The following is a 13,702-nucleotide window of genomic DNA, read 5'->3' as shown; positions in this document are numbered from 1 at the left end:
TTACGCGCCGAGCCGCTTGTTGAACATCTCGACATTCACAAGCCCGCGCGCGTGACGTCCCTCGCCGAGCTTGCGCGCGCCCTCGAACGCTTCAACGTCGAAGCGGATGACCCGGCGCTCGACGGCGATCACTTTCGCGGTGGTCCGGACCGTGGCGCCGACGAGGGCGGCCGCGAGATGGCGGATGTCGACTTCGGTGCCGACGGTGACCCAGCCCGCCTGAAGCGCAGGGCGGATCGCATCGCCCGCCGTCATCTCCATCTCCAGGATCATCATCGGGGTCGCATAGACCATCGGCATATCAGGCACGAAATGCCCGACCGTGCGTTCCACCGGGACCACCAGCGTGCGCTCGGCGCTCATGCCGACCTTGATGAAATCACGTGCGTCCATGGTGCTCGCTCGTCGTTCCGGGGCGCGCGACGCGCGAACCCGGAACCAGAAATTGCGGATCGAGAGTCCGGGTTCAGCCCTCGCGGGCTGCCCCGGAATGAGGCTAACGCGTCACTTCTTCGCAGCCGCCGCGCGTTCCACGAAGGTCTTGCCGCCCTTCATCTTGTGGCGGAGCGGGGCTTCGTTGATCTGGATGACGACGGCATCGGCGTCGACGCCGAGATTCTTCACCAGCGCCTGTGTGATGTCGCGCATCATGCCGGCCTTCTGCTCGTCGGTGCGGCCTTCGGCCATGCTGACGGTAATCTCAGGCATATCATTTCTCCTCTCGCCTCTCCGTCATGGCCGGGCTTGTCCCGGCCATCCACGGACTTCGCCATCAAACAAGACGTGGGTGCCCGGGACAAGCCCGGGCACGACGATCGAAACGAATGGCTAGCCCCAGCTCACGTCATGGCGCGCCAGCACCTCGCGCACCTTCACGACGAGGTCCGCTTCGCTGCACGAAAACTGCGCGGGGCGCGTCTCGCGCCATTCCTGGTTGGAAGCGATCGCGGCCGCGGCCTTCGCGCCCTCGACCAGATCCTTGATCTGCAGCTCGCCGCGCGCCTTTTCATCCGAGCCCTGTATGATCACGCAAGGCGAATTGCGGCGGTCGGCATATTTGAGCTGGTTGCCCATGTTCTTGGGATTGCCGAGATAGAGCTCGGCGCGAATCCCGGCCGCGCGCAAGCTCGCGACCATCTTCTGATAGTCGGCGACACGGTCGCGGTCGAAGACGGTCACGACGACGGGACCGACTTCAGGGCGCGTGTCGAGCTTGCCGAGCAGCGTCAGCGCGGCCTGCAGGCGCGACACGCCGATCGAGAAGCCGGTCGCCGGCACCGGCTCGCCGCGAAAACGCGAGACGAGGCCATCATAACGACCGCCACCACCGACCGACCCGAAGCGCACAGGGCGGCCCTTCTCGTCCTTGGTCTCGAGCAGCAGTTCGACCTCGTAGACGGGGCCGGTGTAATATTCGAGGCCGCGCACGACGGACGGATCGATCTTGATGCGGTCGGCTCCGTAACCGGACGCTGTGACAAGCTTCGCAATCTCTTCCAGCTCGCTCACGCCGGCCTGACCGATCTCGCTCTTGGCGAGGTAGGTTTCCGCCGCGGCGATGGCTTCTTTCCAATCCTCGCGCGGCTTGGTGACGGCGAGAACGACGTCAGCCTCCGCCGCGCTGAGATCGGCACCCTTGGTGAAGTCGCCCTTGCCTTCCTCGCCACCGTCCCATCGTCCGGGGCCGAGCAGCTTGCGGACTTCATCGGCGGAAAACTTGTCGAGCTTGTCGATCGCGCGAAGCACGGTCAGGCGGCGTGCCGCATTGTCCTCACCCGCGAGCCCGATGGCCTCGAGCACGCCGTCGAGCACTTTTCGATTGTTGACCTTCACCACGTATTGGCCGCGCGCGATGCCGAGCGCTTCCATCGTGTCGGCTGCCATCATGCAGATCTCGGCATCCGCCGCCGGGGTCGCCGAGCCGACCGTGTCGGCATCGAACTGCATGAACTGGCGGAAGCGGCCGGGGCCTGGCTTCTCGTTGCGGAAGACGTAACCGACACGATAGCTGCGATAGGGCAAAACCAGGCCATCGGTGCCGTAGCGCTCGCCGACATAGCGGGCGAGCGGCGCGGTCAGGTCGTAGCGCAGCGAAATCCACTGCTCGTCATCGTCCTGGAACGAGAACACGCCCTCGTTCGGACGGTCCTGATCGGGCAGGAACTTGCCGAGCGCATCGGTGTATTCCATCGCCGGCGTCTCCACCGGCTCGAACCCGTAGAGCTCGTAGACGGCGCGGATCTTCTCGACCATCTCGCGCGTCGCCCGGATCGCTGAGGGGTCGCGATCCTCAAGCCCGCGCGGCAAGCGCGCCTTCAGCTTCTGCGGTTTTTTGGGTTTTTCGGCCATGCGCGCGTTTACCAGCCGACGCGCGATGCGGCAACTGCCGGCTGATGGCCTCCCCGGATGCTGCACAGCGTCGCCTCCCGGCGGCGTGATGCGCTGCTGATCCGGGCTCCAGCAACCGGCATTCTGGTCCCGGCTCGCGCTTCGCGCGTCCGGGACACGAGAGATCAAATCACCTTGCGGATCCAGTTGTGGGGATCGTTGGTGCGGCCGTACTGGATGTCGACGAGCTGCTTGCGCAGGCCCATGGCGACGGGGCCCGCGGCGCCGCCCGAGATCTCGAAATCGCCGCTGACCGAGCGCACCCTGCCGATCGGCGAGATCACGGCGGCAGTGCCGCAGGCAAACGCTTCCTTGAGCCTGCCGCTCGCTGCATCCTTGCGCCACTGGTCGAGCGAATACGGCTCCTCGCGCACGGTCTTGCCGGCATCGCGGGCGAGCGCGATGATGGAGTCGCGGGTGATGCCGGGCAGGATGGTGCCGAGCGGCGGCGTCGACAGCGAGCCATCGTCGAACACGAAGAAAACGTTCATGCCGCCGAGCTCCTCGACGTAGCGGCGCTCGACCGCATCGAGGAACACGACCTGATCGCAGCCGTGCTGGATCGCTTCGGCCTGCGCGCGCAGGCTGGCCGCATAATTGCCGCCGCACTTGACGGCGCCGGTGCCGCCGACGGCCGCGCGCGTGTAATTCTCGGACACCCAGATCGAGACCGGCGCGGGGCCGCCCTTGAAATAGGAGCCGACGGGTGAGGCGATCACCGCAAAGATGTATTCGGACGACGGCTTGACGCCGAGGAAAGTCTCGCTCGCGATCATGAAGGGACGCAGATAAAGGCTGCCCTCGCCGCCCGGCATCCAGGCGCGGTCGATACGCACGACCTGCTCGACCGCCTCGATGAAGACGTCCTCGGGTATCTGAGCCATCGCCATGCGGTCGGCGGAGTCCTTGAAGCGGCGCGCATTGGCGTCGGGACGGAACAGGTTCACGCCGCCGTCGTCGCGCTTGTAGGCCTTGAGGCCTTCAAAGATTTCCTGCGCGTAGTGCAGGACCGCGCCGGCGGGATCGATCTGGAAGTTGGCACGCGCCTCGATCTTCGCCTCATACCAGCCGCCCTTGGACTGGTTGTAGCGGACCACCGCCATGTGATCGGTGAACACGCGCCCGAAGCCGGGGTCCACCAGCTTGGCGATCCTGTCCTTCTCGGGCGTCGGATTGGATGCGGGCTGGATGTCGAATTTCATGCTCATGTCCTTGCCTCCCGCTGCCGGTGGCGGCGCTGTTTCTCGCGCCCGCCTGCCCGTTTTCGGGCCCGGCTGGCTCATTAGGTTTCTGGCCGAACCTCCGCCAGCCTTGTTACGGCCGGTTTCCGTGACCAGCATGTCTTCCGAGGACATGCTTTTGCGGAAGGCGGAAGTCCAGTATGTTTTGCCGAAATGCCGCTCGACAATCGCACGGTAGATCTGCTTCGGCCGTCACCGCCTGTCGGGCACACTCCGGCCGATCCTGGAAATGCTACCCGACGCGAAACGATCTAAAATTTCGTGCGGGCCAATCGTTTTGTAACATTGAACCCAAGATACGTCAATATGCCTGACATAAATTTCGCGACTCCCTCTCAAGACACTGCCGAGCCACGGCCGGCGGCAGGCGAAGGAGGCAATTTGCGCTGGGATATCATCGAGCTGCTGTTCTTCGCCTATCGCGATTTCGTCGGCGATCCCGACCAGGAGCTGGAGGCTTTTGGCTTCGGCCGGGCCCATCACCGGGTCATGCATTTCGTCTACCGCTACCCGGGCCTCAAGGTCGCCGACCTTCTCGACGTCCTGCGCATCACAAAACAGTCGCTCGGCCGCGTGCTCAAGCAGCTGCTGGACGAGGGCTACATCGTGCAGAAGACCGGCGACAATGACCGACGCCAGCGGCTGCTCTATGCGACGCCGAAGGGCGAGGCGCTGGTGCAGAAGCTCGCCGGGCTCCAGACCACGCGGATCACCAAGGCGCTCGCCGAGATGGCGCCTGATGATGCCGAGACCGTCAAGCGCTTCCTGCGTGCCATGATCGACCGCGACGATCCGGACAAGGTGCTGGAGACGATCTTCGCCACCAATCAAGCCTCAAAGGAGTGACCGTGCCGCTCGCTGCCACGCTCGCCCGCCCGCCGGCACGACCGGCCGACGACGCCCCGCATCTGCTGCTGGTCGACGACGATCGCCGCATCCGCGATCTCCTGTCGCGCTTTCTCTCGGCCGAAGGCTATCGCGTCACCACCGCGGCGAGTGCCGGCGATGCCCGCGCGAAGCTGCTGGGACTGCATTTCGACTTGTTGATCCTCGACGTCATGATGCCCGGCGAGACCGGCTTCGATCTCGCCCGGTTCATCCGCACATCCTCCTCGGTGCCGATCGTGATGCTGACGGCGCGGCATGAGGCCGAGGCCCGTATCGAGGGCCTCCAGATCGGCGCCGACGATTACGTCGCAAAGCCGTTCGAGCCGCGCGAGCTGGCGCTGCGCATCAACAACATCCTCAAACGCGCCGCGCCGCCGGTCCAGGCCGCGGCGGTAGAGAAGATCGCGTTCGGTCCCTACGTCTATCATCTCGATCGCGGCGAATTGCGCCAGGGCGAGGAGGTCATCCATCTCACCGATCGCGAGCGCGAGATGCTGCGGATTCTCTCGGAGACGCCGGGCGAGACCGTGCCGCGCAGCGCGCTGACCGGCAACGGCAGCGTCAACGAGCGCGCCGTCGACGTCCAGATCAATCGCCTCAGGCGCAAGATCGAGACCGATCCCGCCAATCCGCTGTTCCTGCAGGCGGTGCGCGGCATCGGCTACCGGCTCGTGGCCTCGCCGTAGACCTTGAGTGAAGCAGGACCGATGAGCACGATCGATACCGGCCTGACGCTTCTGAAGAGCGCCGCCGGCCGTGTTTCGCGCGCCAACGGCTGGATGGGCAACGCATTCAAGGGCTGGATGCCGACCGGCCTCTATGCGCGCGCCCTGCTCATCATGATCGTGCCGATGGTGATCCTGCAATCGGTCGTCGCCTTCGTGTTCATGGAGCGGCACTGGAACACGGTGACGCGCCGCCTCTCGGCCGCCGTGGTGCAGGACATCGCCGCGCTGATCGACATCTACAAGGGCTATCCACAGGACAAGGACCGCGAGCAGATTCGCCGCATCGCCCTGCAGCGCCTGCAGCTCACCGTCGATTTCCTGCCGCCTGGCGACATGCCGCCGCCCGGACCAAAACCGTTCTTCTCGCTGCTCGACCAGACGCTGTCGGTGCAGCTGGGCCGCCAGATCGGACGCTCGTTCTGGATCGACACGGTCGGCCGCTCCAACCTCGTCGAGATCCGCATCCAGCTCGACGATGCCGTGATGCGCGTGTTCGCGCAGCGCAGCGCCGCGTATGCCTCGAACTCGGAGATCTTCCTGTTCTGGATGGTCGGCACGTCGTCGATCCTGCTGATCGTGTCGGTGCTGTTCCTGCGCAACCAGATCAAGCCGATCCTGCGGCTTGCGGATGCAGCGGAAAGCTTCGGCAAGGGCCGCGAGGCGCCGAACTTCAGGCCGCGCGGCGCGCGGGAAGTGCGGCGCGCGGCGGGCGCCTTCCTCGAGATGAAGTCGCGGATCGAACGCGCGATGGAGCAGCGCACCGCGATGCTCGCCGGCGTCAGCCACGATCTGCGCACCATTCTCACCCGTTTCAAGCTCGAGCTGGCGCTGATCGGCGACAACCCCGAACTCGAGGGCATGCGCAAGGACGTCGACGAGATGTCGATGATGCTGGAGGATTACCTCGCCTTTGCCCGGGGCGATTCCGGCGAGCAGTCGCAGCCGACCGACATGGTGCAGGCGCTCGAGGAGCTGCGCAGCGACGCCGAACGCCACGGCCATGCCGCGACCGTGACATTCAGCGGCCTGCCCGTGGTGACGGTGAAGCCGGCCTCGTTCAAGCGCTGCCTCGCCAACCTCGTCACCAATGCCGCGCGCTATGGCAAGGCCATCGCCATCTCCGGCCAGCGCGATCACCGCTATCTGACTGTGACGGTCGACGACGACGGCCCGGGTATCCCGGTGCATTTGCGCGAGGAAGTGTTCAAGCCGTTCCTGCGGCTCGACAATGCCCGCAACCAGGACGAAGGCGGCACGGGCTTAGGCCTCGCGATCGCCCGCGACATCGCCCGCTTGCATGGCGGCGACATCACGCTGGGCGACAGCCCGATGGGCGGATTGAGGGCGAGCGTCCGGATACCGGTGTAGCTTTCGCACCTCGCTCAGCACGAGCGAAGCCCGTCGCATCCCAGTAAGAACGCGGCGAGGAGCGCACCGGGTTTCCGGGACTACTGCTTCGGCAGCAGCGCCTTCAGCTTGTCGACGTCGCGCACGTTCATCTTGAACCCGCCGGGCATCACGATGTCGCCGGGCTTCTGGTCCGCCTTGCATGCGCCAAGCCATTTGGCCTCCAGCGTCATGGTGGTGTCGCGCCCTGCGGTACCGGCGGCACCGCCCTGCGCATGTGACGAGGTCTTCACCGTGTAGGCCGAATTGAAGTCGCCTGTGATCTCGGCGTGCGAGGTCGTGGACATGCCGGCGACGCTGCACTCGGAATCGCTGACATAGCCGGTGGCCGTCTTCTTGACGTCTTGCTTGGAGCAGACCTGCTTGGCCATCGGCGAGATGTTGTTGCTCATCTCCTTGTCGACAGCCTCATCGGTGCAATGCTGCATGGTCATTTCCGGCATCGCAGAGCCGGTCCTGACCATTTTCATTTCCCAGAGGCCTGCCTTGCGCACCGGCAGGTCGTCAGCGACGGCGCTGCCCGCCGACAGCACGAGACAAGCGACTGATCCGAGCAAAGCAAGCTTGCGCGTCATGGCAGAACTCCCGGCTGAGATGTCGAGGCTCGCCGTTCCGAAACGCCTCAGTAGAGGGTGCGGATCGGCCGATCGGCGGCGCCGTAGGGCACCCAACGACAGGCGAACGAGATGTAACCGCCCTGATAGGCCTGCACCGCGAGGAATTTCACCACCTTGCCGTACTGCGCGCAGTGATCGACCGCGACCTGGCGCGCATCGACCTGGGTCGCCATCGAATAAGCGATGATGCCGCCGGTGTCGTTGCCCTTGAAAGGCGGCACCGGGAGGATGTCGGCGCGCGCCGACTGGCTCGCCATCATACCCAAGGCAAGAAGGCCCGCGGCCGCAATGATTCGCATTCCCGTCACTCCAATTGATTGCCGGCAGTTTACGTTGCCGGCGCGGCGGTGGAAAGAACCGAAGGCCTGTCGAATGCGACGTTGTGATCAACTCCTGCCCGAGTGTTGCCGCGCTGCACTTGACCTCCCCCGCCCTTCGCGGCACCGTCTGACCTTCGCAGATCATGCTGTCTGGATTGCCCATGCGCGCCTCGACCTCCCCGAAATCGCTTCGCTTTGCCGCCGTTCTCGGCCTCGTGTTCGGGGCGCTGTCGCTCACCGAGGCCAAGGCCGCCAATCCGCTGGAGCTGAATTTCTGGCTGAGCGGGCCGCGCTATGACGGCAATGTCGCCGAATGCGACAAGGCGCTGCCGACGATCTCGAGCCAGTTCTGGGAGAAGGAAAGCTCGTTCTGGAATTCGCCCTTGCAAATCACGGGCTTCGCCAACGTTCACGAGACCGCTTTCCGGCCCTGGGCTTCGGACAACATTCCGCGCCGCTTCTGCACCGGCGAGGCCATGCTGACTGACGGCAAGGTGCGCAGGGTGCACTTCTCGATCATCGAGGATGGCGGCTTTGCCGGATATGGTCAGGGCGTCGAATGGTGCGTGGTCGGGCTCGACCGCAACTGGGCGTACAACCCGTCCTGCCGCGCAGCCAAGCCCTGAGCCGAAGGCCCTGATTCGGGCTCATCGAGCCACGGGATCATCCGGCGCCGGAATTTTGTTCTTGAAATGTTCTCGTTGCCTGCTAGGCTTCTGCACAGTCTAGTTGAGGGGCGTCACCATGTTTCATTTTAGATTGCATTCGTTCTTCCGTCTCGTGATTTCGCTGACCCTCCCCCTGACCCTTGCCGCCGGGCTGATCTCGCTCGCCGACGGTGCAAAGGCGCAGGACAAGCGACAGAACACACCCGGTGAATTCGACTTCTACGTGCTGTCGCTGTCGTGGTCGCCGTCCTTCTGCGAGGAAGCGGCCGAGCGCGGCCGCGGCGGCGGGCGCTCCAACATTCAGTGCGAGGGACGGCCTTATTCCTTCGTGGTTCACGGGCTCTGGCCGCAATATGAGAGCGGCTTTCCGGAATATTGCCAGCGGCCGTCGCCGCGGCTGAACCGCAGCATCGTCTCTTCGATGCTCGATTTGATGCCGGCGCCAGGATTGATCTTCAATGAATGGGACAAGCACGGCACCTGCTCAGGGCTCACCGACCGCACCTATTTCGAGACCATTCGCAAGGCGCGCGCCGCGATCAAGATCCCGGCCGAATATCTCGAGCTGTCGGAGGCCAAGACGGTGGCGCCTGGCGAGGTGGAAGAAGCCTTCATCAAGGCCAATCCCGGTTTGAGCAATGCGGCCATCTCGATCACCTGCAACCGGACGCGGCTGTCCGAAGTCCGCATCTGCCTCAGCAAGGACCTGCAGTTCCGCGCCTGCGAGGAGCTCGAACGCCGCTCCTGCCGCCGCGACCAGGTGACGATGCCGCCGATCAGGGGCGGTTAGATCAGGCATTCGTGCCCCGACGCAGCGCAGTTTCTCTTCGACGATGCGCTGCAGAGCCGGGCCGCGCTGCATGGGAAATCCCAAGCCCCTGGGAGCCGGCTCTGCGCAGCAGCGTTGCACGCTGCCACGCGTCCGGGACACTCGCGCTTGCCTCTTTGCTCAAGCCGCCGCGTGGCGTAGTGCTCTTGCATGAACTATCGCCACGCCTTTCATGCCGGGAATTTTGCCGACGTCATCAAGCACATCGTGCTGGCACGCATCCTGACCTATCTGCAGGACAAGCCAGCCGCCTTCCGCGTCATCGACACCCATGCGGGTGCCGGGCTCTATGATCTCGACAGCGACGAGGCGCGCCGCAGCGGCGAGTGGCTGACCGGCGTCGCGCGACTGATGCAGGCGCGCCTCTCGAACGAGAGCGTCGCGCTGACCAAGCCGTACACGGACATCGTCCGGGCCTTCAACCCGAAGGGCGAGCTCAAGGCTTACCCGGGCTCGCCGCTGATCGCGCGCGCGCTGATGCGGCCGCAGGACCGGCTGGTGGCCTGCGAGCTCGAGCCGAAGGCGCGCAAGACGCTGATCGACGCGTTGCGGCGCGACGAACAGGCGCGCGTGGTCGATCTCGACGGCTGGATGGCGCTGCCGGCTTTCGTCCCGCCGAAGGAGCGGCGCGGGCTCGTGCTGATCGATCCGCCCTTCGAGGCCAAAGACGAGTTCCAGCGGCTGGGCGAGGCCTTCTCCACCGCCTTCGCGAAATGGCCGACCGGTATCTATGTAATCTGGTATCCCGCCAAGAGCCGGCGCGCCACCGACACGCTGGCGCAACTCGTGGCTCGCACCGCAGCTGCCGCAAAGACTCCCGGGAAATGTCTCCGCCTCGAATTCAGCGTCGCGCCGCAGGCCGACGGCGCCGCCCTCACCTCGACCGGGCTCCTGATCGTCAATCCGCCGTACACGCTGCAAAGCGAGCTCAAGACGATTCTGCCCGAATTGGAAATGCCGCTCGGCCAAGGCGGAGCTGCCAGATTCCGATTAGAGGTACCCAAGGCGTAAATTAGGAGGTACCCACGACGTAAGGCACCGTGATCTTTGGGAAAAATATGCAGGAGCGGTAGTCAATCTGCAAAGAACCGTATTATGCTGTTTCTGTGACTGGCTTTACGTTCCGCTTCCGCGAATGGTTGCGGCGGAGTGAAGGCCCTAAGAAAGATCCGGACGGACCGATGGGTCTGCCCAAGGATGGCCAGCTCTCCCGGGCTTCGTAATGCCCGGTCATGTCGCGACGCGTGTCTGCTTGCGACGGAGGAGCAATGAGGGGGAGTTTCCCGATGGCCAATACGGGAACGGTCAAGTTCTTCAATGGCGAGCGCGGCTACGGCTTTATCAAGCCGGACGACGGCGGTCGCGACGTCTTCGTTCACATCACTGCTGTGGAGCGGGCGGGACTGAAGGACCTTGCCGAAGGACAGCGTATCACGTTCGAAGTTGAACCGGACAAGAAGGGGAAGGGCCCGAAAGCGGTCAATCTCGTGATCCTTTCGTAAGGCACCTGCTCCAACAAAGCTGGCGCAAAAAAAAGTCCCGGCCGCAAGCGGCCGGGAGGTTGTGGTCCGGTATTTTCTTATTTCGCTATCAGAAGTGATAGTTGACGCCTGCGCGCACGATGCTGGCGCTGTAGCCGTTTGACACGCCTGTAATTGCGAACTGGCTGGTCGACAGATCGACATAGAGATATTCGAGCTTCGCGCTCCAGTTCGGCGCGAGGCCAACTTCCGCGCCGACCCCGGCAGTCCAGCCGGCCGTCGTGTGCGACTCCGTCCAGCCGAAGGTCTGCGCGCGCAGCTCGCCGAAAGCGAGACCGGCAGTGCCGTAGACCAGCACGTTGCTGAAGGCATAGCCCGCGCGTCCGCGCAGCGTGCCGAACCAGGGATTGGAAAACTTCCACGGTGCGAAGGTATCATCGGCACCGGCGGCCTGGATGTCGCCCTCGACGCCAAACACCCACGGGCCGTTCTGGAAATTGTAGCCGGCCTGCACCCCGCCGACGAATCCGGATGGCTTTGCGGGATTGTTGTCGACCGAGCCCCATTCATAGCCGAGATTGGCGCCGAGATACGGGCCGGCCCAGCTATATGCGTTGAGTGGCTGATTGACGGTATAGGGCGCACGCTGCCCGTAACTGAGATCGGCGGCCGCGGCCGAAGCTGTCCAGCCGGCTGCAACCAATGCGGCTGCGCCCACAATGAGCCCCTTCATCACACACTCCAACGCAACTGCCGTAACCGGGTGCGAGGCCCGCGCCGCCCGCACGGAGCCAGGCTGCATGGTTACGGAACCACCACTTTTTCGCGTAGGATTTATCGAGAGTTTTAAGTTAAAGGCCTGTTAAGACCCGTTACCGCGCTGTTAACAGACTTAAGGAAGCGTTACCGGGAACTGCGCGCCTTCCTGTGCGCGGCAGCCCGGCCGGAACTTCAAATCGATCCCCCCAGCGCTTAAATTCGCTCCATGGTTCACGATTCCACCGACAAGCCGGACGACGCCCGCGCGCGCACCTCGCAGCAGGCCGCTCCGACCAAGGCCCCAGCCCAAGAGGTGGCCCCCCCGGACCTCGATCCCGCCACCGCCGGCGGCGATGACGAGGACGATGCGCGGCTGCCTGACATCCTGGAAGAGAGCGGCGCGATCGGCGAAGAGCCGCTGGCGACGGGTCATGAGGCGATCGAGCGCGCGGTGCGGCTCGCGCCGACCTCGCCCGGCGTCTATCGCATGCTCAGTGCGAACGCCGACGTCCTCTATGTCGGCAAGGCCAAGAACGTCAAAAAGCGCTTGTCCAACTACGCGCGCCAGAGCGCGCCGCTACCGGCGCGCATCCTGCGCATGATCGCGGCCACGGTGACCGTGGAGATCGTCTCGACCGCGACCGAAACCGAAGCGCTGCTGCTGGAAGCCAACCTCATCAAGCAGCTGCGGCCGCGCTTCAACGTGCAGCTGCGCGACGACAAGTCGTTTCCCTACATCCTGATCACCGGCGACCATTGGGCGCCGCAAATTTTGAAGCATCGCGGCGCGCAGACCAGGGCCGGGCGCTATTTCGGCCCGTTCGCCTCCGCCGGCGCCGTCAACCGCACCATCACGGCCTTGCAGCGCGCATTCCTGATCCGCTCCTGCACGGACTCCTTTTTCGAGAGCCGCACCCGGCCCTGCCTGCTCCACCAGATCCGCCGCTGCGCCGGCCCCTGCACGCGCGAGATCGACTTCGGAGGCTATGGGACGCTGGTGCGCGAGGCGACCGACTTCCTGTCCGGCAAGAGCCATGCGGTGAAGCAGGAGCTTGCCGGCGAGATGGAGAAGGCCTCCGGCGAGCTCGAATTCGAGCGCGCGGCGCTCTATCGTGATCGCCTCGCGGCATTGTCAGCGATCCAGTCACAGCAGGGCATCAATCCACGGACGGTCGAGGAAGCCGACGTGTTCGCCATCCACCAGGAGGGCGGCTTCTCCTGCGTCGAGGTGTTCTTCTTCCGCACCGGACAGAATTGGGGCAATCGCGCCTATTTCCCGCGCGCGGAGAAGACCTATACGCCGGAAGAGGTGCTTGGCTCGTTCCTCGCCCAGTTCTACGACGACAAGCCGCCGCCGAAGACCATTCTGCTCTCGCACGAGATCGACGAGATGGAGCTTCTCGCCAACGCGCTGGCGATCAAGGCGGGCCACAAGGTCGAGGTCATCACGCCCAAGCGCGGCGAGAAGAAAGAGCTCGTCGCCCACGCCCTGACCAATGCGCGCGAAGCGCTTGGCCGCAAGCTCGCCGATACCGCGACCCAGAGCCGCCTGCTCGATGCCATCGCCACGACACTGAGCCTGCCGCACGCGCCCAAGCGCATCGAGGTCTACGACAACAGCCACATCCAGGGCACCAATGCGGTGGGTGCCATGATCGTCGCCGGCCCCGACGGGTTCGTCAAAAACCAATACCGCAAGTTCAACATCAAGTCGGAAGGGATCACGCCGGGCGACGACTTCGCCATGATGCGCGAGGTGCTGGAGCGCCGCTTCAGGCGCCTGATCAAGCCGCCCGACGAGGGCGCGGCCAACAAGGCCAGGGACGACGATTTCCCGCAATGGCCCGACCTCGTGATCATCGACGGCGGCCGCGGCCAACTGAATGCCGTCAGGGAGATCTTTGCAAATCTCGGGCTGACCCAGGTGTCGCTGATGTCGGTCGCCAAGGGTCCCGACCGCGATGCCGGCCGCGAAACCCTGTTCATGCCCGAGCGCGAGGCGATCAAGCTGGAGCCGCGCGACCCTGTGCTCTATTTCATCCAGCGCCTGCGGGACGAGGCCCACCGCTTCGTCATCGGCTCGCACCGCAAGTTGCGCAAGAAAGACATCCGCGAGGCCGGCTTGCAGGAGATTGCGGGCATCGGCCCGTCACGTAAACGTGCCTTGCTGCATCATTTCGGAACCCTGAAGGAGATCGAACGGGCCTCGATCGCCGATCTCGGCAAGGTTCCTGGGGTCAGCGCCGAAAGCGCCCGCAGGATATTCGACTATTTCCATCCCCAGCCGGGGTGAACTAAAGGGGCCGTAGTCATATGGTCGTCGCATGCCGTGCCCCATTTGGGCGCGGACGGTTGACCTTCGGGCTTGAGCGGTAT

The 13,702-nt window shown here is 64.5% G+C and carries 15 protein-coding genes; 8 read left to right on the top strand and 7 right to left on the bottom strand.

The features are described 5' to 3' along the window. The 4 genes from ACVWZ4_RS17195 to ACVWZ4_RS17180 all read right to left on the bottom strand — a co-directional run bounded on the left by ACVWZ4_RS17195 (position 1) and on the right by ACVWZ4_RS17180 (position 3,596). Positions 1-393: a thioesterase family protein gene (locus ACVWZ4_RS17195; RefSeq protein WP_456699629.1), complete on the bottom strand. Its 393-nt coding sequence runs from the start codon at positions 391-393 to the stop codon at positions 1-3. A 111-nt stretch (positions 394-504) separates the two neighbouring features. Further along, on the bottom strand, positions 505-708 hold the full coding sequence (locus ACVWZ4_RS17190) for a tautomerase family protein (RefSeq protein WP_008144861.1): 204 nt from the start codon (positions 706-708) through the stop codon (positions 505-507). Between the two features lie 120 nt (positions 709-828). Beyond that, complete coding sequence (gene hisS, locus ACVWZ4_RS17185) at positions 829-2,349, bottom strand: histidine--tRNA ligase (RefSeq protein WP_456740807.1); 1,521 nt, start codon at positions 2,347-2,349, stop codon at positions 829-831. A 164-nt stretch (positions 2,350-2,513) separates the two neighbouring features. After that, the gene (locus ACVWZ4_RS17180; RefSeq protein WP_456737282.1) at positions 2,514-3,596 is read right to left on the bottom strand and encodes a branched-chain amino acid aminotransferase; all 1,083 of its coding nucleotides are present in this window, start codon (positions 3,594-3,596) and stop codon (positions 2,514-2,516) included. A gap of 339 nt (positions 3,597-3,935) precedes the next feature. On the opposite strand from ACVWZ4_RS17180, the gene ACVWZ4_RS17175 reads away from it, so the two are divergent. Genes ACVWZ4_RS17175 through ACVWZ4_RS17165 form a run of 3 tightly spaced genes read left to right on the top strand, consistent with a single transcriptional unit; the run spans position 3,936 to position 6,613 of the window. Continuing rightward, positions 3,936-4,475 (top strand): MarR family winged helix-turn-helix transcriptional regulator, encoded by a 540-nt coding sequence (locus tag ACVWZ4_RS17175; RefSeq protein WP_456699632.1) that lies wholly within the window; start codon positions 3,936-3,938, stop codon positions 4,473-4,475. Then, the gene (locus ACVWZ4_RS17170) at positions 4,472-5,203 is read left to right on the top strand and encodes a response regulator (RefSeq protein ID WP_456699633.1); all 732 of its coding nucleotides are present in this window, start codon (positions 4,472-4,474) and stop codon (positions 5,201-5,203) included. Before ACVWZ4_RS17175 ends, ACVWZ4_RS17170 begins: the two co-directional genes overlap by 4 nt. Before the next feature lie 21 nt (positions 5,204-5,224). Then, positions 5,225-6,613, top strand: coding sequence for an ATP-binding protein (locus tag ACVWZ4_RS17165; RefSeq protein ID WP_092230097.1), 1,389 nt, complete (start codon positions 5,225-5,227; stop codon positions 6,611-6,613). Between the two features lie 80 nt (positions 6,614-6,693). Here ACVWZ4_RS17165 and ACVWZ4_RS17160 read toward each other — a convergent pair whose 3' ends face one another. Together ACVWZ4_RS17160 and ACVWZ4_RS17155 are read right to left on the bottom strand one after the other, a co-directional pair. Beyond that, positions 6,694-7,227 carry a DUF3617 domain-containing protein gene (locus tag ACVWZ4_RS17160; RefSeq protein ID WP_456699634.1) on the bottom strand — a complete coding sequence of 178 codons (534 nt, stop codon included), beginning with the start codon at positions 7,225-7,227 and terminating at the stop codon, positions 6,694-6,696. Between the two features lie 47 nt (positions 7,228-7,274). Beyond that, on the bottom strand, positions 7,275-7,568 hold the full coding sequence (locus ACVWZ4_RS17155; RefSeq protein WP_456699635.1) for a hypothetical protein: 294 nt from the start codon (positions 7,566-7,568) through the stop codon (positions 7,275-7,277). Between the two features lie 182 nt (positions 7,569-7,750). Here ACVWZ4_RS17155 and ACVWZ4_RS17150 point away from each other — a divergent pair, with 182 nt between their 5' ends. The 4 genes from ACVWZ4_RS17150 to ACVWZ4_RS17135 all read left to right on the top strand — a co-directional run bounded on the left by ACVWZ4_RS17150 (position 7,751) and on the right by ACVWZ4_RS17135 (position 10,588). Then, positions 7,751-8,215: a hypothetical protein gene (locus ACVWZ4_RS17150; protein ID WP_456740805.1), complete on the top strand. Its 465-nt coding sequence runs from the start codon at positions 7,751-7,753 to the stop codon at positions 8,213-8,215. A gap of 118 nt (positions 8,216-8,333) precedes the next feature. Next, positions 8,334-9,047: a ribonuclease T2 family protein gene (locus ACVWZ4_RS17145; RefSeq protein WP_456740804.1), complete on the top strand. Its 714-nt coding sequence runs from the start codon at positions 8,334-8,336 to the stop codon at positions 9,045-9,047. A 189-nt stretch (positions 9,048-9,236) separates the two neighbouring features. Then, the gene (locus ACVWZ4_RS17140) at positions 9,237-10,097 is read left to right on the top strand and encodes a 23S rRNA (adenine(2030)-N(6))-methyltransferase RlmJ (RefSeq protein ID WP_456740803.1); all 861 of its coding nucleotides are present in this window, start codon (positions 9,237-9,239) and stop codon (positions 10,095-10,097) included. 275 nt (positions 10,098-10,372) lie between these two features. Beyond that, the gene (locus ACVWZ4_RS17135; protein WP_027534220.1) at positions 10,373-10,588 is read left to right on the top strand and encodes a cold-shock protein; all 216 of its coding nucleotides are present in this window, start codon (positions 10,373-10,375) and stop codon (positions 10,586-10,588) included. 88 nt (positions 10,589-10,676) lie between these two features. Here ACVWZ4_RS17135 and ACVWZ4_RS17130 read toward each other — a convergent pair whose 3' ends face one another. Continuing rightward, positions 10,677-11,300 carry an outer membrane protein gene (locus ACVWZ4_RS17130; protein ID WP_456699639.1) on the bottom strand — a complete coding sequence of 208 codons (624 nt, stop codon included), beginning with the start codon at positions 11,298-11,300 and terminating at the stop codon, positions 10,677-10,679. A gap of 252 nt (positions 11,301-11,552) precedes the next feature. Between ACVWZ4_RS17130 and uvrC the strand changes: the two genes are divergently transcribed. Next, positions 11,553-13,619: an excinuclease ABC subunit UvrC gene (uvrC, locus tag ACVWZ4_RS17125; protein ID WP_456740802.1), complete on the top strand. Its 2,067-nt coding sequence runs from the start codon at positions 11,553-11,555 to the stop codon at positions 13,617-13,619. The last annotated feature ends 83 nt before the right edge of the window (positions 13,620-13,702 follow it).

It is taken from the genome of Bradyrhizobium sp. USDA 4472 (assembly GCF_054058595.1).
Note: the sequence above shows the minus strand (reverse complement) of the source record. Positions and strands in the feature narration are given on the sequence as shown.